The organism is Nitrospira sp. (assembly GCA_024998565.1).
Lineage (GTDB): Bacteria > Nitrospirota > Nitrospiria > Nitrospirales > Nitrospiraceae > Nitrospira_A.
Genome location: JACOEM010000002.1, coordinates 300,593 through 323,069 on the forward strand (window position 1 = coordinate 300,593; position 22,477 = coordinate 323,069).

The 22,477-nt window shown below is 64.8% G+C and carries 10 protein-coding genes; 2 read left to right on the top strand and 8 right to left on the bottom strand.

The genetic code is table 11. The annotated features are described in order from the left end of the window. Position 1 precedes the first annotated feature (1 nt). The 8 genes from H8K11_05075 to H8K11_05110 all read right to left on the bottom strand — a co-directional run bounded on the left by H8K11_05075 (position 2) and on the right by H8K11_05110 (position 20,760). Entirely contained in the window at positions 2–5,320 is a 5,319-nt protein-coding gene (locus H8K11_05075) for a hypothetical protein (GenBank protein MCS6263110.1), read from the bottom strand. A gap of 27 nt (positions 5,321–5,347) precedes the next feature. Then, complete coding sequence (locus tag H8K11_05080; GenBank protein MCS6263111.1) at positions 5,348–6,157, bottom strand: hypothetical protein; 810 nt, start codon at positions 6,155–6,157, stop codon at positions 5,348–5,350. 20 nt (positions 6,158–6,177) lie between these two features. Then, positions 6,178–8,775 (bottom strand): hypothetical protein, encoded by a 2,598-nt coding sequence (locus H8K11_05085; protein MCS6263112.1) that lies wholly within the window; start codon positions 8,773–8,775, stop codon positions 6,178–6,180. Between the two features lie 20 nt (positions 8,776–8,795). Further along, complete coding sequence (locus H8K11_05090) at positions 8,796–12,074, bottom strand: hypothetical protein (GenBank protein MCS6263113.1); 3,279 nt, start codon at positions 12,072–12,074, stop codon at positions 8,796–8,798. After that, positions 12,071–14,497, bottom strand: a complete 2,427-nt coding sequence (locus H8K11_05095; GenBank protein MCS6263114.1) for a S8 family serine peptidase — start codon at positions 14,495–14,497, stop codon at positions 12,071–12,073. The genes H8K11_05090 and H8K11_05095 overlap by 4 nt, the downstream gene beginning before the upstream one ends. Before the next feature lie 13 nt (positions 14,498–14,510). Then, the gene (locus tag H8K11_05100; protein MCS6263115.1) at positions 14,511–17,834 is read right to left on the bottom strand and encodes a hypothetical protein; all 3,324 of its coding nucleotides are present in this window, start codon (positions 17,832–17,834) and stop codon (positions 14,511–14,513) included. After that, on the bottom strand, positions 17,819–20,080 hold the full coding sequence (locus H8K11_05105; protein MCS6263116.1) for a hypothetical protein: 2,262 nt from the start codon (positions 20,078–20,080) through the stop codon (positions 17,819–17,821). Before H8K11_05105 ends, H8K11_05100 begins: the two co-directional genes overlap by 16 nt. 188 nt (positions 20,081–20,268) lie before the next feature. After that, the gene (locus tag H8K11_05110) at positions 20,269–20,760 is read right to left on the bottom strand and encodes a DUF3015 family protein (GenBank protein ID MCS6263117.1); all 492 of its coding nucleotides are present in this window, start codon (positions 20,758–20,760) and stop codon (positions 20,269–20,271) included. Positions 20,761–21,115: 355 nt separating this feature from the next. Between H8K11_05110 and H8K11_05115 the strand changes: the two genes are divergently transcribed. Further along, positions 21,116–21,763, top strand: coding sequence for a hypothetical protein (locus H8K11_05115; protein ID MCS6263118.1), 648 nt, complete (start codon positions 21,116–21,118; stop codon positions 21,761–21,763). A 63-nt stretch (positions 21,764–21,826) separates the two neighbouring features. Beyond that, positions 21,827–22,309, top strand: coding sequence for a hypothetical protein (locus H8K11_05120; protein MCS6263119.1), 483 nt, complete (start codon positions 21,827–21,829; stop codon positions 22,307–22,309). The last annotated feature ends 168 nt before the right edge of the window (positions 22,310–22,477 follow it).

A 22,477-nucleotide genomic window follows, 5' to 3' on the forward strand; every position in this document is an offset into this window, starting at 1 on the left:
CCTAGGCTCCTATCGCTGGATCGATGACGCTGGTGAAGTCGGGGGTGCCGCCGGTGAACAGCAGCGCCGGTGCCGATGGATCCTGCTCACCGGTACCGACCGGCTGCAATGCGTGTTTGCCGGAACGATCCCACGTGGCCATGCCGTCGAACAGGGTGAAGGCCATGCCGTCCACGATCCGTCCTTCGACCCCCACGGTTGCGGCGGGTACTTCGAGTCGCACCCATCGGCCTGATGGCGGCAGGGGCCCCATGTACTGCCGGCTGACGGTATTGTCGGTGCCCCAGGGAATGAGGTTCTCGCCCCAATAGGCGCGGTGGTCCCAATTGTCGGCGTGCCACTGCAACATGACCTGTCGAGGCATACGCGCGGGATCGAGATAGACGTGCGCGAACAGCCGGTCTCCTACACTGACGAACAGGGCGGCCTTGGCGCCTTGGAAAAAGTGTTGGTGGATACCGGCGGCGACCGCCGATTGATGGGCGCGCCTACCGGAGAGCGGTTCCGGCTTCATGCGTACCCAGGTCCAGCCCTCGCCGTCGCCGAGGGGCGTGGCGCCTTCCGGCAGCTGATCCTCCACCCAGATCAATTCCTCGCCGCTGTCTGGTGCCACGGCGCGGAGCCTGGCCAAGTCCATCGTCTCGTGCAGGACGGCTTCCAGGCTGTTGAGGTCCCAGGTCGTCCGCCGGTCCGAGGGCACGGCGAGCAGCAGCGCCTGCGGAGGGGCGTTGTTCGGTTGATCGTAATGAAAGGCCAGGCCGGTCGTTTCGTTGGGGCTCGGCACCGTCTCCACCCACTCGTCGATCAGGAGCCCGCAGAAGGGTTGATCGAAGCGGAGCGGTTGCGCCGACGCCATCTGCGCCACCAGCGAGAGGCGCCCGCGTGGGAATGGCTGGTCCGGCTCCTGCGGCAGGGCCGCCCAGCGATCCTGCGCCTGAAAGGGGAGTTGTCCGACGTGGAACCGGAGTGCGGCGCGCCCCACGGTTTCGCCATACAACATCGCTTCGTTCAGCCGCGTCGCGCCCGGGCGGACGTAGGCGGCACGCTGGAACCAGGTGACGGCGGCCATCGGATCTTGGCCCTGGAGCGAGAGTCCGGCGGCGAATGTCTCGTTTAATTGCGCTGCGTTGGTTGCCGTCACGCGGGGTAACGCCAGGAAGTCCTGGCCGAAGATGATGCGCAATCGAGCCAGGTCGTGATCGCGCCGTTCTTCCGGCGTGGCGTTCGCGCGGACAAAGTCCTGCTCGGATTCGGCCGCGCGGTTCAGCCGACGTTGCGCTTCGAGGACGACCGACCGCGCCTGGGTCAGGAGCAACGACCGCGCTTCCGGTCCCGTGCCGCCGATGTCCATCGGGACGGCGCTCGGTATGCCGAAGTTCGCCACACCGAGCAGAGTGCGGCGCACCTCGTCGAGGTCGGCAGTCAGATCATCCGACGAGGGCGGCGGCAGGAGGCCGTTGAGTCTACCGCGCGCGTCGGTCAGGGCTTGCAATGCGCGGGTGGCGCGACCGGCAAATTCTTCGTGGTTCAGCCCGGAGTCGGCGGGCGATTCGGGCAACGACAGGTCGCGGCCGTCCAGGGAGCGGGCGTTGCTGAGCAGGCGCCGCACCGTGGTCGCAACCTCGCACCATTCGCTCACGCTGACGATCTCCGCGCTCCAGCCGTTGTCGCGGCCGAATTGTAGTCGAATGAGCGCATCCGGCGGGACGGTCGCGGGACGAGTCTGCTGCAACACGAACCGCCAACGTTGCTCCAACTCGGCTTGCTGTGCCCGAGTGTTGCCTTCGGCGAGGTAGACCGCATCCAGCGGCGCCAGTCCGAGCGAGCTCAGCGAGCTCTCCACTGTTTGATAAACCTGTCCGTCCTGCTGATTGACGTAGTCCGCCTTACAACGGACCTGAGCCGGGTCGGGTAGCAACGTCGCCGTCCAGGCGTTGAGGATCGGTTCGGCCTGAGCGCGTGCCGATGGGGCGGTCGTCGGCCAGCCGGCCGGTGCCGTCCCGTCGGTTGCCGGGAACAACGTGCAGAGGCGATGCGTGAGTCCGATCCCGCTTCTCGGCGTACGGATCACGTCCAATTCCGGCGGCGGAACTTCACCCGCGGCAATGGCATCCAACGTGGCGCCTGAACGGAGCGGATTGCCTTGCACGAGCTGATACACGCTTTCGGCCACGACACTGTCCCCGACCGAGCCGACCAGATCGTCGAGTGCCTTGAGCGCCTCCACCAGCGCCGTGAAGTCCGGGCTGCCGGGTGGCGGAAATCCCAAGGTCGCGTTGCCGAACGGAATGGTGGTGACATCCCAGGGGGTCTGTGGCGCCTGGCGTTGTTGGCTTGCGGCCCATCGTCGGTGCAGGGCCAGCCCGTCGACGACGGCGGCAGCCGGCAGTGACTTCAGCGCCTCATTCCATTGCGCGGCCAGGCGCGTGGTGAGTGCCGCCCTGGCGGCGAGGAGATCGCTCATGGCCTTACCGCGTTGCCCGCCTTCCTTGGCGAGCACCTGGCGGTCGAGTTCGGCGGCGAGCGTGTCTTGTCCTATTGCCATCTGCTGCGCGGCGGGAATGGAATCCGGATCGGCGGCGTTGAGCAGCTTGGCCTGGGCTCGTTCCGCGAGCAGGCGTGAGCCATCGCGGGCGCTGACGGCCTGCTGTGCGGCGGCGGATTGAGCCAGGGCGGTGGTATGGGCCTGGGTCAGCTGTTCCACGCGGTTGTCCCACTCATCCAGATCCCGCGCTTCCAACAATTGGACGGCATACCGCCGCACGGTGGGTTGAATCACCTTGCCCTGCGGTTTCGCCGCCTGTTGTTGCGCCAGCACCTGGGCCGCCTGCGCCACCTGTGCCTGCGCGGTCTGCGCCTGTTGTGCGAGCGTGGCGATCGTTCCCAGTTCGGCGCGATAGGTGTCTGCGCGGCGCTCTCGTTCGGCCTTCAATCCACGGGCATCTTCAGCCCGGCGCAGGGCCTGGTCACGTTGCGCCGTCAACAGGGTCACCTCATGCGCCAGTCGTTCGGCGCGCGTGAGGGTCGCGCGAATGTCGGCAAAGCGGTCGGTGCCGGTGAAGCTCGTGAGGGCGCGGAAGCGTTGGATGTAGCGGTCCAACCCGCGTTCGTGGAGGCGACGTTCGAATCGATACCCGAGCAGGGCGGTCAGGGACTGCCCTTGGCGCACGCCGTCGAGCAGCCACTTGGCGCGATGCACCCGTTCTGATGAAAGGTCGACGGCAAAGGGCGAAGCGCCGGGTGCGCGAGTCGACTCATTCGACAGGTAACCGCTTCGTAGCACGGCAGCGGCCGCCGCATGTCCCAGCGAAGGAGCGTGGACGAAGCCCTTGTTCTGTTCTGAGCGCAAGAGCGGTGCAGGGACACCGGCCGGAAGTGCCGGGACCGGTTGCAGCGGGGCCGCACGCCGAACCTGTTCCAGCCAGCCGTAGGCGCCGAGCCTGATGCCGGTGGGCGCCGCCTGCCGCATGACGGCCAGCCGCTTGGTGGCGAGGGATGTGCCCCAGGCATCGAGGCGGTAGGTGAGCAGATCCATCACTTCCGCGAGTAGCTGCTGCCGAACCGGTTCGGGCAGGGTCGTCAATTCGTCCCAGGCCGGCTCGTGCGGTGTGGAGAGTGCGCGAGTCAGCAGCAACGTCCGGAAGGCCTCGGTCAGCAGCCGTCGCGGAACGGGCGGCTGTTGAGTGGAGATCTCGGGAAATTCGCGCAAGATGTAGCGGAAGGCGTTCGCTTCCTGCGCCAAGAGTACGACGGGGTTGGATTCCACCGTGGTCTGGAGGGCTTGTGACGCCTGGCGGCGGCGTGTCAATCGTTGCGCACGCCACCAGTTGGCCAGAGCCTTGTCCTGGTCCTGATCGGTCGTCGGGGTCCAGCGGTCGAGCGCCGCCACCGGCAGCAGGCCGTAGGGTTGGCTGTCGACACGCAGGACCGGCAGTGGCCCGCGGGCACGGACGTACTTCGTGAACTGGTCGCGCAGCACATCGGCTCCGGCTGCGCCGAGCAGTTGCCGCAAGAGCGGACTGTCGCAGAGCGCGAGTAGGGCCGATTGCATCAGCGAGGACCGTCGTTGCTCCGATCCGTCGGCGCCGCGAACATGGGTAAAGACGGAAGTCGGCAGGCCCAGGGCCTGCGCCAGCAACTCGCCGTCGGACCCGGGACGGATGAGCGAAGCACCGAGTTCGACGCCCATGCTGTCGGCGGCATTACGCCCGGTCGATCGATACCCGGCGGAGGCTTCCGCGGTATTGTTCGTCGGCACCTGTTGCTCCACGAGGGCCAGGCTGCCGGTGTAATGGTGGGCATCGAACAATCGAACCAATCGGTCGGCCGTGGTCGGGGCGTCCCATGAGGCCTTGAGGCCCAGTACCACGATCCGATCGAAACCCGCCCGGGCGTCTTCCTCCGTGATGGGAATACGTAGCCCCATCCCGATGGATTCGGCCGTATCGAAATCGGTGATCCACTTCATGCCGTCATCGACGGGCGGGATCCCGTTGCTGCCGAGCTGGCCTGTGCTGCGTGGGTCAGGGCCGACCGCCACGGTCTCCGGGATGGCCTTGCCCCAGGCGGTGACACGTGCCGTATCGCCGCGATAGCCGACGGCGACCCAGCGGTCCGGCAGGACCTGCGTGTGGGGCGCGCGGGTCCAGCTGTCGTTGCGGCGAGTGACCGTTCCGGCTTGGGAGGGATCGAGCACATGGGCGATCCAGGCGGCGCGGGTCGTGCCGAATTGTTCGGTGAGCCGTTGCCAGCCCTGCCTGATGTGCTCCTGCCGGTCCGTACCTGTTGGCGCGGCGGCGACATGGGCCCAAAACTCCTTGCCGCGGCGTTCCTCTTCTTCGGTGAGAGCCGGTTCGTGGGTGTCGAGATGAATGTCGTCGGGATAGACGCGGAGCAGAAGGTCGGTGCCCGGTCCCGTGCGTCTCGCGGCAAACCTGGTTTCTACGCGGACGGGGAACAGCAGCAGGGGATGCGTCGTCGCGACTGTGCCGCTGAGGCGATCCGTGCCAAGCAGCCGGGCCGTCGCGGCATCGCGGGCGGTTCGATGCTCGTCGACCTGCGCCGACAGTGCCGCCACGTCGGCTTTCTTCCGGGCCACCGCTTCCTGCGTGGCCGTGATCTGTGCGTTCACCCGGGCCAACTCGGCCTGGTGGAGCGCCCGTTGCCTGATGAGCAGGGCGGCCCGCCGTTGCGCGGCCTGGGCCCTCGCAACAGCCCGGTCGTGCGCCGCCTGCAACTGCCGAAGTTTCGTTGCCCATGCCCGGAGGAGTGCCGGGGGCACCCGTTCGGGAATATCTGGTCCTTCAGCGATCGGTCTCACGCGGCTGATCCTTTCTTTAACAGAAACCTACGGCCCATCCTGTAAATGCGTGCTGATTTCGGCTTCGGCCGCCGCCAGCGCCTCTTGAGCCCGCGCCGCTTGCGCCTCCGCCTCCGGGATCTGCCTGGCGAGGTCGGCGAGCAGCGTCGTCAGTTCATTGCGTCTGGTGATCCCGCTTGCGAGGAGCGTCTCCGCATCCTCCAAGTCGAACCGCGTCGTGAGAAGAGTATCTTCCAACGTCGCTGTGCGGGCGGACAGTCCCGCTGCCACCTGTTGCAGGGTTTCCCTCGCCAGCGGGTCGCGCGTGATCTCTGCGTTCATGCGCTCGATCTCCGCGAGCTTCGTTTGCAGTTCCTGCCGGCGAGGTTGAAGGGCGGCGATCGCGGCCTGGGTGGCTTGCACCGCTGCGGTCGCCGCCGAAACCTGAACATCCGAAGCCCGTACTTGCGCCTGCGCTTGCGCCACGCCCTGCTGTGCTTCCGTCACCTTCGCATGGGCGGCTGTCGCGGCAGTTTGGGCGAGCGCGAGTTTTTTTCTCAGCGCGGCCAGGCGCGCCCTCCAGGTGGCGGGGGGGATGCCTTGCGGCGGTTCGGATGCATCGAGCAGATCCTGTTGCGCCTCCGCGACCTGAGCGTCCGCTGCGGCGGCGGCTGCCTGCAGCGGCGGAATGCGGGCCTGGGCCTGGGCCACGCCGTTCTGCGCGTTGCTGCGCTGGGCTTGTGCCGCCGTCACTGCCTGCTGTTGCGTCGTGAGTTGGGTCGTCAACGCAGTCTGTTGCGCGGCCAAGGCTTGCAGGGCCGTCTGGAGTCGCGCAGTCTCTTGTTCCAAATAGGGCATGATCTCGTCTCTTTCCGCCGCTACTGCCGGGCCGGCAGCCAGGTTCTCGCATGGACCGCCACGCGGAACGGCGGTTGTCTGGTGATGGTAGCCATATGCGCCGAATTTTTTCCCCAGGGAATCTGATCGACGACGGCGTTTTTCAACAGGCCATCGATCGGCACATACACGATTTGTTTCAGCGCGGCCTCGTCCGGCGCCAGGTTGCCCCAGGTCAGGTCCGGCCAATGCGCGGGGGTACCGCCATAGGTCGTGGCGACATCCATGCCGAATCGCGGTTCCGTCGGCTGTTCCTGCAGCACGAAGAACCAGCCCGGGTGTCCTCCGGCTTTGTTGTCGGCTCCGCGAACGTCCGCCTCGGTCAGCGGAAACCCGAGCATGGTGATGTCCGGTGCCTGCGTCGCGCGGAAAATCGGATAACGTTCCGTCGTGCCCAGCTCACGTCTCGTGCCGTCCGGCGACCAGACACTTTCGAGGGCATAGACCATGGCGCGTGGGTAACGCTGGAGGAGGTCGCCGCGAATGAGCAGCACCATCTGGCCGACCGCCGAGCCACGCGCACTGTGGGAGCCAAGGCGGCTGTCCGCCGTCCAGGAGGTGATCCGCGTGATGTCGAAACGAGCCTCGCGCTCTGCATCGGTGGTTGGCAGTTCATCGCCGCCGGCATCCCAGAATTGCCGGAAGTAGGTGCCGCGTTGATCGGTCGGAAACCCGCGCCACAGGAGTTCGCGGCTCATCTCGTGGTTCAGTCCGACCAGATAGGCCTCGATCAACTCGGGATTGGTCTTGAGGAGCGCAATGGAGTTCGAGGGCACCTGGTCCATGCCGGGCAACAACATGTCCGGTGCGTAGTCGCGCAATGGTTCGTACATCGGCTGGGGGAAACTTGGGGCGAATGTCGTCAACTCCGTATTCTCGATGGTAGGCATCGTTTTCTTCACCGCGGCCAGCACCGCCTCCTTCGGAGCCAGGCGCCGCAGCATGTCCATTTTGAGCTCGGACCATTCGCGCAACGCCGGCGCCTGCCGCTGCTTGGTCGCGACGGAAAATTGCATGAGCGGGCGAAACGCCTGTCCGGCCGTCGAGGCGGGCGACGTGGCGGGGAGCCGGACCGCGTCGAGTGTGGCGGCATGGGACGCGATCGGACCATGGGCGCGGGTCAGACGGCGAAAGGCGCCGGTCACGGCCGGATGGCCCGACAACAGGTTGCCGGCGGCGGTCGGCGGCGTCGTGGGGGATGTGGCGATGCCCGTCAACGCTCGCAGCGCCGGTCCCGTGAGTTGCAGCAGCCCGGCCGGGTCGAGCGCGGCGAAGTGTTTCTTCGAGAGACTGTCGCCGACGGCCTCCGCCAACTGCGCGCGTTTGAGCCGCTGTCGATCCCGTCGTTCCTGTTCCAATTGATCCCAGGCCGAGGCCATCAACGGCTCCTGCTCGTTGCGGATGACCATCGTGCCGATACCGGCGGCGATTCTGTGGCGGGGATCCAGATTCAGATCGCGGAACCAGTGCGGCGGTTGGTCTGCGGGAGGCAGGCTGTCCCTGTCTACGTACCATTGCCCATAGAGGGGCGGGCCGAGGAGGGCGGGGGATCCGGTCGTGCCGGCCATCGCTGCCGGTGCGTTGAGGATAGCGCCGAGGGCGAGTTGGAATGTCTTGCGCGGTTGCTCCGGCCAGTCACGCGGCTGAGTCTCGGGAGTCAGGAGGGCTCCACCCAGATCCAACAGGCTGCCCGGCGCTCCAGGCGGCAACGTCGGCATGCCCCAGCCGGGAGTTCGGATGTCCACCGGTCGCAAGCCAACCGTGGACGGAAGGGGCTGGGCCTTCAATCGGCGCGCGAGCGATTCGAAGTCTCCTGCGAGGCCGGTCCGAAACTCCCACTGGAAAAAGACCGGCAGTGTGACCGGTCCGGCCGCGGCGCTCTTCGCCCAAGCCGGTTTTAATGCCTGTTCATCTTCCGGCGTGATCGGCTCGCCCAGCCCCGCTTTCTTCCCCACGTCGTAGGTGGGCACGAGGCAGGCGTAGTAGGCGGTATTGGGATCGAGGCGGCGCGGGGCCAGCAGCCGCGAGAGTGTGCGTTCCGGATGGTCGTTCAGAAGCTTCTGCAACGTCGCGCGCGGCGAGGGATCGGGCGTCGAGCTCTGGCTTGCCACGATCTGGGCATGGGCCCAGGCCCAAGACTGGTCGAGATCGGGCAACTCTTCAGGTGCGCAGGTGATCGCCGGCAAGGGCCGCTGCGGGTTGGTCTTGAGCGTGGCCCGTTCCTTGGGAACGACGATCAAACAGATCCACGGTCGCAGGCGCCGCGCGCTGTCGGCCGCCGCCGGCGTGAAGAGCCAGGGAAAATCGGGGCGATCGAATTCGATGGCCGGAAAATAATTCGGCTCGAAGTCGGTCATGTGGGCGTGGGGCTCCGTGCGGATGATCTCGCGCGCGTCGAGGCCGGTGACGTCGCCGGGACCATAGAGTTGCACGTTCACGTCGATGGGCGCACGGTCATTCACCCGGAGACGGACGGGCAACGCAAGGCGGCCCGCCGTGGCCTGGCTGGAGAGGCCCGCGAGGAGTCCTTGGCGAAGCCAGGAGTAGAAGCGATAGGTGGCTGCAGTCTGTTCAGGCATGGTGTGTCATCCCAATTGAATTACGTCGTGAGTGCCGTGGCTCGTCGCCGTCTGCGTGCCGGGGCTTGGCCGGCGGCGCCGAAGGGGGCGACGCGGGCCAACACTGCCGCCGAGAGTACGTAGCCCGGCTTCGGCCGCTCCGGCGGCCGCGTCGGATCAATCAAGAGCGTCTCATAGGCAATCGGCGCCGCGAGCCCGGCCTCGTCGTCCACCGCCAGGTCGTCAGCGGCCACCGTGAGGCCGCCCTGTAAGGGCACAAACGCCGGTTGCGCCAACTGCTCATCCTCGCGCAGGTCTTCGAACTGGGCCAGGGCGAAGGGCTCGTGGACCGGCGTCGTGCGCCAGGGCTGCGCGCCGGCGCGATCCGTCACCGTGACCGTCACCGTCGTGGGCCCGCCGACCAGCGGGGCCGTCCCCAGCTTCGTGAGGGGTCTGTTCAACGGCGCGATCCGCTCGCGCAACGTCAGCTCCGCCCAGGGATGCACGCGCAGGCCGCTGGCCGGCGGAGGCGTCTCCCGAATGGTTACCACCGGGGCGCTGCTGCGGGGGACTGCCCCACTCCAATTGCGCCGGTCGGCCAGAGCCGTCGCGATCAAGCCCACGACATCCACCGCCGCCGGCAGCGGCGGCGCCGTCTTGCTCCCGAACGTCCGCGAGAAGGACACCGACACCGAGAAGAACAGGAGCTTGATCGAGGCCTTGCCCTCCACCTGCCAGGGCGTGGGGCCGGCCAGACGCCCCTTGAACGAGACTCCCACCAGCAGCCGCCCGCGATAGCGCAGGGCCAGCGCGGCGCCGACCTCCACCTCGAAGGCCAAGGGGGCCAATTGGATAATCGCATCGAAGCCGAGCATGCCATCGAAGCTGAACCCACCCCCCGCGGCATGCAGATCCACCCGGGCGCCGAACTGCACCGTATTGGAGGTGACGGCGACGTACGCCTGGCAGCGTAACTGGAGCGAGTCGCCATCGGCCAGCTGCAGCGCCAGTCGCTTCAAGGCGGGCAAACCCGGCGGTGCGGCAAAGCGGGGATGGAAGCCACCGATGGCCAGCACGAACTGCGGCTGACGGCCCCAGCCCGCGCGTAACGCCATGTCGCCGGTCAGGGTGAATTGGAGAATGCGCGAGTCATACAGCGTCGCATCCAACGAGACGGTCTCGGCGCTCACATCCAGCACACCCAGGGCATCCATGCGGATCTGCACCAACGGATGGCTCTGGTCCGGCAGCAAGACTTGCAGCCGGCCCAAGACCACGACCCGAATCGGCGCCGGCAGTTCGACGAGCAGGGCCAGGTCGAGCGTGAGCAGGGTGGGACTGCCCCAGCGGAGTTGCACCATCGGGCCCACCACATGGCGACCGGCGGTCGGTGGGAACACGCGGCGCAAGTCACTGAAGATCTGCGGGGCATTCCGGAGGGGATCGGGCGGAAACAAGATGGAGTTCAACGTCCCGGTCTTGAGGCCGTCGCGCAGGACATCCGTACGGACGGTGCGATGCAACGCGACCAACCCGCCGATGCCGGTGAGGGTGAAGCCCAAGCCGACCGGGATGGGCGCGAAGCCTTCGGCGGTCAAGATGATAATGAGCGAGTAGCCCTTGCTGCCGTCGGGCATCTTGGTGGTGAGCAGGCCCAGGGCTTTGAGGGCGATCGTCTCGGCCAGTTCGAGTTGGAGCATCCCGCTGTATTCGGCGCGCTGGGGATCGAAGCCCAGAAAGCCGCCCCCGGTCAGGCCCGGCGTCGTAATGGCTAAGCCGATGCCGGTCGGCGGCTTGAAGCCGAGGGCGAGGTCAAGTGGGCCCAAGTTTCCGCCGCTCGGAGGAAGCCGGAGGCTCGCAGAGAATCCCACCTGCTCGATGGTCGCCGTGACCGGGCCAAGTTTGATGGCGGCGTTGGTGGCGGCCTCGATGTCGATGCCCTGGTCCTCGCCGTTGTGCGACCGGACGGCGAGCCGGAGCAGCTGGATCGAAATCGCATTGAACAGGGTGACGTGCAGGGGTAGGGTCGCTTCGAATCCCACCCCGCCCTGCAGCGAGAGCCCACGGCGGAACGACCACTCACCGGCGAGATCGAACGGAACGGCAAGACCATCCTTAGGGAAAACCTGCGCGAGAAACCCATCACCTTTGGAGAAATCAATCACCACCTCGCCGTGCTCGACGGCGAAGGCAATCGCCGGGTCCATTGTGGCGCGAGCCGGTGCGGCCGAGTCGACATGCAGGTCCAGTTTCACGGAAGCCCGGACGCGCTGCATGGCTAAGCGAGAGCCTCCCGCCGAGCCGATCACGACAAAAGGTTCGGCGTCGCCTGTGCGGACGAACCGGGCCCCCACGGTGACGTCCATCGCGCTTCCTGCCGGCAACTGGAAATCGAGATCCAAGGTCGGACGGATGGAAGCGGTCAGATCACTACTGACGCGGACGACCGTATCGAAGGTCACTTGCCACGCGCTCTCGTCGAGAGTGTCGCTGCGCTCGATCGAGGTCGGTGCGCGCAACGTGACGTCGAGGCCGGGAGGGGAGAACGTCGGATTGACTTCGGCGTTGAATCCGAAGGCTTCCAATAGCGCCGGCTCGCCGGACGGGTGCAGGATCTCAGCGGGGATGCCGAATTTCTCGTGTAGTAACCTCTGCAACATCCTGAACAGCGTCAGGCCGTCGAACGAGGGCGCGCCCCAGCCATAGACGTCGCGCAACAATCCCGTCGGGTCGGTGAAGAGCTGCAGCAGGCGATTGAGATGCAGGGTCTTCCGGACGTAGGGACCGTGAAGCGACCCTTCCGGCAGGCCTGGCTCGTCGACGACCTCGATCGCGCCGGTGCCGAGCAGCAGCAGGGCGATCTGAGGGAAGCGGACTTCGAAGTAGTCGGCCACCAAACGATGCAGGAGCCGTTCCGGGAACAGACGAGCGAAGGCGGCGAGTTCAGTCCTGTGTTGAGGTGGAAGGGCTGCATCATTGCCGAGTGTGTGGAGAGCCCGCACTATTCCCTCGAGGCCCTGGAGCGTGGCACGCAGTTGTTGCAGCAAGGCGGCGACCGTGGCGGCGATGGCTGCGCGATCGTCCTGCGTCACGGCCTGGGCGAGGTCGTTGAGCAGGGGGTCGAGTTCGGCGGCAGCGGCAGCCGTGGCGGTAAGCGCGTCAGTCAGCGAAGTCGCATCCGGCTCAATCTCGAAGACGCGCAGGCCCAACCAGGGCAGCACGTCGTCCAGCGTCCCGGTTTCGGCGCGCTGCACCAGCGGTTCGAACACTCGCGCGAGTTCACCGGCCAATTGTTCGAGCGACCCGACGGCTGTACTCATGGTTGCGGCATGGTCCGTGATCCGGTTGAAGCCGTGAAACTCTCCGTCAGCAGCATGGAGACAAAAAAGTGGTACCGGTCGAGGCTCTGCCGCAGTCTTGGACTGCCCTGTCTGGCCAGCAGGTCCAGACAACGGTCGAGGTATCGGGAGGCTGATTCTTTCTCGATCGACAGGGGACCGTCAACGGCGTTCGTGCCGTGGATGAGCCGCCGCAAGAGCGCCGGTCCCGCCGCTCGATGCCACATGGTCGCGATGCGCCGGTTGCTGTTGATCAGGCGCCGGGCTTCGCTGAAGTGGCGGCTGATGGCAGCGGCGACATGTTCGCCTTCAGGATAGTCCTTGAGCCGCTCGCGGAGCGTGCGGAGCCAGGACGTGAACGGCGCAGAGTTCCCGGTGATGGCCGACGCTTTTGGCTCGCGCTGGATCGATTCATCCAAGCCGGACGGCGGAGAGATCCGAGGGACGCCTCCACCGCCTCCGGCACCGCCGCCCCCGGCTGCTGCTGCACGCACCGCATCGATGGCGGCTTGGATGTTGAGTTTTCCCCCGCCCCAGGTCGCGTCCCATCCGCCGGCCGGCCGGTCTCGCGCCGTCGCCTGCAGGTGGCGGACGATGTCGGCCCTCGTCAGGCGGGGATTTTCTTCCAGCAGCAGCGCAATGGCGCCGGCCACATGGGGGGCCGCCATGCTGGTGCCGGTCAGGTCTTCATAGAGACAACAACAGGCATCGGGGCAGCAGTCGCAACAGCGCCCGCGTAAGTTGGCGGCATCGGCTTTGGCGGACGTGATCTCCAACCCCGGCGCGGCGATGTCCGGCTTGCGGTTAGTCGCGGCGCCCCTTGCGACGGGGCCTCGGCTCGACGAGGACACGATGCCCGTCGAGGGCCAGCAATCGCAGCGACTCGTGCGCGACGCGTGGTTGGCGACCGTGATGACCTGGTCGGCGGTCCCGGGAATGCTGAGGGTCGCGTCGAGGCTTGCCCGCACCTTGCCGTCATCCGGAGTTTTCGGCGGGAGAAACCAGGGTGTGTTCGTGCCGCGTTCGATCCAGCAGTGGAAATTGACATCCCCGGCATTCGGGTTGGCGAGCGTCAGCTTCCAAGGGCCGTGGAGGATGTTTCCACGCCGGGGGCGTGCGATGGTAATACGAAAGTTATTGTCCCGGTCATGTTCGCCGTTGATGGTCCCGTCGATCGAGACTCGAGTCTGACGGTTGGCGGCAGCCGCGGGATTGGCGATAAACGGCGGGGCGGCGGCATTGGCCGGAAGGTCGGTGCCATGGTTGACCACCCCGCTGGCGGCGCCACCCGGAGCGGTGACGGTCAGGTTCAGCGTGCCGGCCCGGTCGTACCAGAGGTCGAGCAGCGTTTCAAACCTGCGACCCTCGGGTACTTCGAATTCAATCTCCAGATTCCCGTTACTCGGCACGCGACCCTGCACGTGCCTGAGTGCGCCGCCTTCGTTGCCGGCCGATTTGACGACGAGCTGCGGATGGTGCAGGAAGTCGCCGGTTTCCACGTGGGCGTCGATCGCCAGCTCGACGGCGCTCGTGCCGTCATGTGGGCCCAGGTTGTCGCCTTGACTGATGTTGATGACCTTCGGTTTGTCGATGCTGCCGAGAAACCCGAAGATGAAATCGATGGCTTCAATAAGGCGCTGGTTTTCTCCGATCTCCTCCGCGTCGGTATAGTCGTAGCGAACGACGATGAGCTCGGCCTCCGGTGCCACGCCCACATAGGTTTGGCTGACGTGGCAGCAGGTAGGAGGCGTGCCGTTACCTGCGGCGATGCCCGCGACATGGGTGCCGTGGCCCTCCCGGTTGTTGCTCGCATCGACATCCTTGGTGCGTACCCTGGCCCGGCCTTTCAGCGCTTGGGTGAGTCGGTCCTGGTCGTAGACGACCCCGATATTGTTGGGTCCCCTCGTATCGCCCGCCCGGAAAGGCAACATTTGATCCCAGATCGCGAGAATCCTCGATTTCCCGTTCGCATCGACGAACGAGCCGTGCCGCCAGTCGATGCCGCTGTCGATGATGCCGACGACGACGCCTTTTCCTTTGCGCGACAGGGGGCCGGTGTGTACGGCCGTGGCGCGGATTTCTTTCAAACTGAAGTTGAGTTCGCGATGCATGCGGCGCGGCCCCTCCACGGCGGTGACGTGGGGGATCGCTGCGAGATCGTCGAGGCGGTCGAACGCGATGGTGCCGGTGGCGATGCCGTAGCCCTTGCGCGGATGACGCACGAGCGTGCGCTGCACGAAGCCGACGGCGGTCAGGTCGTTCACGTTGCCGGTGAAGGCGACGATGACGCCCACCTGCTCACTCTTTGCGCGGGAGCGTGTTCTTGGCACGGCTGCGGCTGCCGCATCGGCTGCCCGGTTGGTACGAAGTTTCGACCGCAGTCCGGGATCGAGTTTTTTGTTCATCGAGGCATCCTCGTCACCGTTCTACCAGAGCGACCGCGTGGCCCCGTCGCCGTTTCCGCGCCGGGGCTTGGCCGGCGGCGCCGAAGGGGGCGACGCGGGCCAACACTGCCGCCGAGAGTACGTAGCCCGGCTTCGGCCGCTCCGGCGGCCGCGTCGGATCAATCAAGAGCGTCTCATAGGCAATCGGCGCCGCGAGCCCGGCCTCGTCGTCCACCGCCAGGTCGTCAGCGGCCACCGTGAGGCCGCCCTGTAAGGGCACAAACGCCGGTTGCGCCAACTGCTCATCCTCGCGCAGGTCTTCGAACTGGGCCAGGGCGAAGGGCTCGTGGACCGGCGTCGTGCGCCAGGGCTGCGCGCCGGCGCGATCCGTCACCGTGACCGTCACCGTCGTGGGCCCGCCGACCAGCGGGGCCGTCCCCAGCTTCGTGAGGGGTCTGTTCAACGGCGCGATCCGCTCGCGCAACGTCAGCTCCGCCCAGGGATGCACGCGCAGGCCGCTGGCCGGCGGAGGCGTCTCCCGAATGGTTACCACCGGGGCGCTGCTGCGGGGGACTGCCCCACTCCAATTGCGCCGGTCGGCCAGAGCCGTCGCGATCAAGCCCACGACATCCACCGCCGCCGGCAGCGGCGGCGCCGTCTTGCTCCCGAACGTCCGCGAGAAGGACACCGACACCGAGAAGAACAGGAGCTTGATCGAGGCCTTGCCCTCCACCTGCCAGGGCGTGGGGCCGGCCAGACGCCCCTTGAACGAGACTCCCACCAGCAGCCGCCCGCGATAGCGCAGGGCCAGCGCGGCGCCGACCTCCACCTCGAAGGCCAAGGGGGCCAATTGGATAATCGCATCGAAGCCGAGCATGCCATCGAAGCTGAACCCACCCCCCGCGGCATGCAGATCCACCCGGGCGCCGAACTGCACCGTATTGGAGGTGACGGCGACGTACGCCTGGCAGCGTAACTGGAGCGAGTCGCCATCGGCCAGCTGCAGCGCCAGTCGCTTCAAGGCGGGCAAACCCGGCGGTGCGGCAAAGCGGGGATGGAAGCCACCGATGGCCAGCACGAACTGCGGCTGACGGCCCCAGCCCGCGCGTAACGCCATGTCGCCGGTCAGGGTGAATTGGAGAATGCGCGAGTCATACAGCGTCGCATCCAACGAGACGGTCTCGGCGCTCACATCCAGCACACCCAGGGCATCCATGCGGATCTGCACCAACGGATGGCTCTGGTCCGGCAGCAAGACTTGCAGCCGGCCCAAGACCACGACCCGAATCGGCGCCGGCAGTTCGACGAGCAGGGCCAGGTCGAGCGTGAGCAGGGTGGGACTGCCCCAGCGGAGTTGCACCATCGGGCCCACCACATGGCGACCGGCGGTCGGTGGGAACACGCGGCGCAAGTCACTGAAGATCTGCGGGGCATTCCGGAGGGGATCGGGCGGAAACAAGATGGAGTTCAACGTCCCGGTCTTGAGGCCGTCGCGCAGGACATCCGTACGGACGGTGCGATGCAACGCGACCAACCCGCCGATGCCGGTGAGGGTGAAGCCCAAGCCGACCGGGATGGGCGCGAAGCCTTCGGCGGTCAAGATGATAATGAGCGAGTAGCCCTTGCTGCCGTCGGGCATCTTGGTGGTGAGCAGGCCCAGGGCTTTGAGGGCGATCGTCTCGGCCAGCTCCAGTTGGAGCATCCCGCTGTATTCGGCGCGTTGGGGATCGAAGCCCAGGAACCCGCCGCCGGTCACCCCCGCCGTTGCGATCGCCAGGCCGATGCCGGTCGGCGGCTTGAAGCGCGGCGACAGGCCGAAGAGGCCAAGGTTGCCTTCCATGAAAGACAGATCAACGGTGACACCGATCCGTTCGACGGTCGCGGTGACCGGGCCGAGCACTAAGCGGGCGTTGATACTGGTTTCCGTGTCGATGCCTTCTTCGCCCACGTCGATGCCGATGTGGGCCGCATCCAGCTTCACGGGGCCGACGGCCTGCTGCAACGGCAACGCCACGTGGAGTCCGCCGCTGCCTGGGAACGACAGTCCCTCTCGGCTGCTCCAGCGCAACGTGAGATCGAACGGGGCCTGGACAGACTCGCGCCCGACCGTGCCTTGGATGAAGTTGTCTGCATCTGCGAGTGAGAGGTCGAAGCGGAGCCCCAGCAGCGCAAGCTCCACGAACGTCTCCATGCGGGTCGCCGAGGAGGCGTCGAGGCCGCCTGCGACGGCGAACTGCTGATAACGCAGGGCCGAGCCGCCGGGGAACCGCACCAACGGCTTGAACTCGCCGGCGGGTTGGCCGTGCCGAAGCCCCAGCGTGAAGCGGCCGTTGAGGGCATCGGCGAGCCCGGCTCCCTTGCGAAGGGTGAGGTCCTGCCCGGGCCTGAGGATCACCGCCAGCCGCTTGAGTACGTCCACGTTGCCGGACCATTCAATCCGCGTGTCCTCCAGGCGAGGGAACGGAACGGCACCCTCTGCGTGGCCTTGAAAGATGGGGGCGAGGCCGAGGCCGGCATCACTCGCGCCTGCCGATGTGGGGGCGGCGCCGAAGAGCGAGAGGCCCAGTCGCACCCCGAATGCGGAGCCGCGTTCCTCGTGCAGGAAGGTGATGAGTTGCGGCGGTGGGTTGGAACTTGTTTCGGCTCGTCCCAGCCAGGCCTCTTGCGCCTGGGGACTCATGGGTTGGATACGACTCCGTAGCCCCAGCGTTTGCAGCAGTTGACTCAGCCTGGTGAGGAAGGTCATCGATTGGAAGTCGGGCGTATGCCAGCCGTAGGCCTCGGTAAAGAGCTGATCGGGGCTCGTGACCGCTACCTTGAAGAGGTGATAGTTGATCGTGGCGCGCACGTGTTCGACTTGGAATTTTGCTGGATCCGCGGCGTAGTAGGGATAGTCGATGATGTTCAGCAGGTGGAGGACGGCGTAACTGAGCGGCGAAGTCTGGGCCAGGAAATTCGCGACGAGAAAATCGAAGAGGCGTCTCGGCAGTTCTTTATGGATCTGCGTACGCTCGACGTAGTCGCCGAAGGCCGCCAGTTTGGCGGGCAGGGTCTGCGCCAGGTCGTGAATCTGCCGCGTGAGGGCTTCGATCGCGAGCGCGAGGTCGGCGATGCGGCCTGCCATGGCCAGGTCGTCGTTCCATTCCGCATCGGACGCGCCGATGACCGCGTCGAGCTTTGTGAAGAAATCGCCGAGATTGAGTGCGGCCAGGCCGATGTCGTCGAGGCCGGGCGGCAGTTCCCAGCCCAATAGTTTCAGGAACGCGCGCGCCTCCTCGACATCGCCCTGGACGATTTCGAGGGACGACAGCAGCCGCCCGATCCCGGCGGTGGCGTTCTGGATTAGATGATCGGCCACGGGAGCAGATCCTTCTTGTCGTCGACCTTGCAGGTTTTGAAATCGAACTTCTGCGCCTTGTTGCGCAGGGTGGACGTGCGGATCTTGAGCGCGGCCAGATAGTCCTTCGGGCTGGTCTCCGGCATCCAGGGCAACAGATGCGGCGCATGGTCGGCGGGCGGCGCCTGTTCGTTCTTGATGGCATCCACATGATGTGTGGCGGCGGCTTCCCATTCGGCGACCCACGTCATGGAAGTCGGGTCGGCGGGCAAGGTCTTGAGCCGATCCGGCAGCGAGGCAAGCCCCAGGTGCTCCTGCCACAGTTCATGCCGCAGGGCCTTGACCACGCCGTTCTCCGGCAGGCCGGCAATGCCGCTGTACATCACCAGGTTCAGTTCCACGCTGCGCGACGGCTGGCGCGATCGACTGGGAAGGGCATGTCGGGCGGTGCGTGTGTAAATGTCTTTCACAAGTTGGGGAATGTCGGCCACGTCGCCCAACGTCTCGCGGATGGTCTCCAGCGTTTCCTTGAAGTCGAAAATCAGTTTGTAGGCGACGAAGAGCAGGACGAGCAATGTCTTGAGATCGAACAGGATCTGCTTGAAGACGAAGAAAAAGAGATACCAGAACAATTCCCAAAGAAATTTCCCCGGGTCGTTGGTGAGCTTCGCCTTTTCGATCGCGCGGTCGAGGATGGAGCCGGTGATGATCAGGCCGATCTCGTGGTAGTTCATCGAGGTGCCGTCGAGGTTCGCGCTGCCGGCCGTGGCCCACACGTCGTCGATGATGGCGACCTTGCTGTGGACATACACCGGCATCACGTCGTAGCGCCGCGGATTCCCCGGGCCGCCGCTGCCTGCTTTCTCCGATCGGCTCCAGAGGGTGTAGGCGCCCAGGTGATGCCCGCCTGTTTTGGCGGCGCTGCGGAGTTGGTTGACGTTATCGATCTGGCGATCCGGATAGCCGGGCAGGTCGGGGCGCAGGTTCAGGACCAGGATGATCTGCAACCGGGGTTTGGTCGTATCTTTCATCCTCGCGATGAGCGCATCGACGATCTCGGGAGAGGTGAAGTACTGGTTCTCGATGTAGATGTACCGCTGAGCATTGGCGATGGCGCGCTCGTAGGCTTCGAGGATGCCGGTTTCGCCGTAGGGCAGGTCTTCATCGCTCGGGTTGACGCGCTTGATCGAGCCGCCCGGCAGCGTGCGCAGAACCTGCACCGAGGCCACGTCGCCGTCGGGCGTCACCGCCAGTTCGGGAAAGGTCTTCGGCGGAGGGATGAGCATCGGTTTGCCGGTGGCATTCCAGATGCTCGCGAACGTCTTTTCGATGTGAGACACCGCCGGGCCTTTGAGATCGGTGTTGACGTCGTGCATGAGCGAGCCCTTGTGGCGCGCGTCCCGGATGGCATGGTCGGTGTCGCTGAAGTAGTACTGTTTCAGCGGCGACCCCATGAGGATGGCGTGGTCCCCATCCACCACGATGGCCTTGGCATGCAGCAGGGCGAAGCCCTTGTTGAACGCATTGGTGCGCACGCCCGCCGTCTGGGCAAAAAACTCCGCCACCTCGGTCACGGTGTCTTCCGCGGAGAGCGGCAGGTTCGTCACCAGCACGTTCACCGGCTTGCCGCCCTTGTTCTTGAGCACCTCTTCCAGAGTGGCCTCCGCCGCCTGCTTGCAGCCGGTGGAGGGAGGGTTGAAACGGTCGAAGCTGGTTTTTTTGAACTTGGTGATGAAATTGTTGCCGACGTCGAAAAACAGCGTCATCAGGTTGATGGATTCGGTGGCGCCCTCGGCGGCGTCGGTCACCGCGGGGAACATCTTCGCCCCGTCGATCAAGTGTGTGATGCGGTTGTGGTGAAAAAGCGCGACGGGTTCTCCGACTGCGGGGTTCAACGTCGTATGGGTGACGAGCCAGCCCTCGATGTTGTTGCGATGGATGGTGATGGTGCCGACCTCGTGGTTCGAGTCGGTGACATCTTTCGCTTCCGGGGTTTCGTGCAGGAGGCGCGTGCCGAAGAGTGCCGGGTCTGCGTGGATGGGGCCGAATATCTGGGCGACGAGGTCGGGATTCCGATCGACCTTCCAGGTGCGGTAGGCGTCCGGCGAGTAGGAAATGAGAAAGGTGCCGTCGCCTTCTGTCTTGCCGACGCCCAGCACATCGTCTTCGCTAAAAACAGGATCGAAGTCGAGCGCGCGAACGGTCAAGCCGGCGATGCCGGCCCCCCGCTCATCGATGATACGTCCATGGATGCTGATGTTGGCCATAGGTTCCGTCAGACGACCGAAACCTACGCCGCTCGCACGACCCTGTCAACCGTCAAGGCACGTGAGAATACGTGTATTTATGCGGTAGACAGGCATGCTGTGTCATGTTGCGACGATGTCGTGATGGTCTGTGCCTTCACGAGCTCACCTGAATTAATCGGGTCCACGATGAGGCATCGGGAACGCGATCACTTCACTGCCGGCTGTGGCATGCCATAGCCATTTGTCCAAGCCAGATCGATCACTCGCTCATTCGACTGTGAGAGCGACAATTGCTGATCGAACAGCGTGGGATACGAACCGATCATCGTCGCCTGAAAGTCCGGGTACCGGTCTGCAGAGACGCCGGTGAGGGCAGCCAACGACGCAAGATATTCTCCCTGGCCGCGGGCGATGTCCGCGCGGAGATTTTCGTGGGTATGCATCGCGAAGACGGTGGCCTTTTGTTTGGCCCTGAGCAGACGGCCGTCGGCGAGCGCGCCCGGTGTGGTGCTCGACGTGAATTCGGTCGTCGGATCGAGGAACTCTTTGGTGGCTCCGGATGTGCCGTTGGTGAGTTGGGTCGTCGCGTCGAACGGCGCCTTCGTCAACTCGACGGTGGCATTCGTCATACAGCCGCCGAGGGTGAGGAGCAATCCGGGCATCAGTGCAAAACGTCTTGTTATGAATCTTGTCATCATATGAGGCCTCCTGGGTTCGCCCGATGTGTACACAAGTGAAGTACCACATCGGGGGCCAGGGCCGACCCTAGGAGGAGCCCTAGTTATGCCGAGGCTTTTGATTCATGGCGAGGCGGACAGCGTGTGGGACAGCGCACGGTACGTTTCCGTTCTGCTTGACAGGACCGCAAGCTCGGCGTAGGTATCTGCCGCGTCTGTTCATGGGTATCATTGACGTGGGAGGGGATAAAACTTACTTGCAGGCATAGGGTGCCCATGATGCTTCTTGGCACCTTTTCCGCATGTGGGGACTGGCGGATCCAGATCTTATGCGGATCGGCGGAAACATAGTTAGCCCACTTCGCACTACACCATAATGGGATACTTCCTCGCAGTCACCGCATTCAAAACGGATTCTGTTGCCGACCTGGCACGCGTTGTCATCGATCACATGAAGTCATACGGCGTGCCTTGCGAGTCTCTTCCAGTTGATTCGCAGCTGGTCCCCCAGCGCGATGCACAGATTTATGCCCCTGTCGCTGGCTGGACGGTGATATTCTGGCCGGCGTATTTCAACATCCACGACTTTCCATTGGTGCGCACTCTCGCAGCTTCGCAGGGTTGGCTCGTTTCTACAGTTCACGTTTATGATGATGAGTATTGGGAGCATCTTTGCTGTTCAGGCGGCACGGAGTTGCATGCCTTCTGTTCTCGTTCTCGCTATTGGAAGGAGGAGTCACCCGACGACTTTCAGCGCATGTCCGGTTACGACACGGAGCCGTCACGCTTGGCTTCATCCATTGGCATTTCACCGCAGGTCATTCAGCCATACATCGTGGACGTTGACTCGTTGCCTACTCCCGAGGCAAAGGCGCATCCCAATGACGAGTTCACGCTTGGAGATTTTTGGGTCTTTGTGGATTTTTGGCGACGCATGGGCGTCACTTATCCGACACCACCACAGAACCTCGCAGCGGTATTACGCCTTGGGCTCAATGTTGGAAAGAAATTACCAGTGGGCTAACCAGCGCGCTGCAGCGAATTGGCGACAGGGTGAGTCACCTGACTATTAGACGGCTGTGTGTTTATGTCTGCCATTGCATCATTCATCAAGCTACCAAAGACCGCTATTGAGGGTCTTCGTCAGGTCGCCCTTCCCAGGAAGCGGCTCTTTGGCACGCCACGCGACAGTTACCTCGACTATTTGCAGCAGCATGGCCAGGAGGTCGCCGACTATCAGTGGTCAGGCTTTGTTCTAGGCACGCTTTTGCCGTATTTGGACGAGCAGCACCAGATCACGCTCATGGACTCGGAGTATGATGAGCTTGGCAAGTTTCTCACCGATTCTCGCAAGGCGACGCACTTTATTTTTACCGATGCTCACAAGCGGGCATTTCTCTCGAAGCTGGACGGTCAGTTTTCAGAGCAGGCAATGCGCGATTATTTTTGTGGGTTCAACGAGACAGACGAGCCAGATGCAGGTAAGTGGATGTTCGACGGTATTCAGGCATTCCGGCAGAGTTTGAGCACTCTGGACGAGAGTTCGGTGATTATTTTTAGTATTGGATGACGTGACCTAGCCAGGGCGCTGCAGCGAATCGATATCGTGTCAAGTCGCCCTCGCTGTGGGCGGAGAATTGATCACCACAATTTGGGAGCAGGTCTTGTACTGGGCGCGGCACCGGGACGGATTGGGCATCATGCTCAGAACCATTCCGCTAATAAATCCGGGTGACTG

Coding starts and splice junctions, on each gene's coding strand:
- H8K11_05115 (MCS6263118.1), top strand. CDS start 21,116: ATGGGATACTTCCTCGCAGTCACCGCATTCAAAACGGATTCTGTTGCC.
- H8K11_05095 (MCS6263114.1), bottom strand. CDS start 14,497: ATGAACAAAAAACTCGATCCCGGACTGCGGTCGAAACTTCGTACCAAC.
- H8K11_05105 (MCS6263116.1), bottom strand. CDS start 20,080: ATGGCCAACATCAGCATCCATGGACGTATCATCGATGAGCGGGGGGCC.
- H8K11_05090 (MCS6263113.1), bottom strand. CDS start 12,074: ATGAGTACAGCCGTCGGGTCGCTCGAACAATTGGCCGGTGAACTCGCG.
- H8K11_05110 (MCS6263117.1), bottom strand. CDS start 20,760: ATGATGACAAGATTCATAACAAGACGTTTTGCACTGATGCCCGGATTG.
- H8K11_05080 (MCS6263111.1), bottom strand. CDS start 6,157: ATGCCCTATTTGGAACAAGAGACTGCGCGACTCCAGACGGCCCTGCAA.
- H8K11_05085 (MCS6263112.1), bottom strand. CDS start 8,775: ATGCCTGAACAGACTGCAGCCACCTATCGCTTCTACTCCTGGCTTCGC.
- H8K11_05120 (MCS6263119.1), top strand. CDS start 21,827: ATGTCTGCCATTGCATCATTCATCAAGCTACCAAAGACCGCTATTGAG.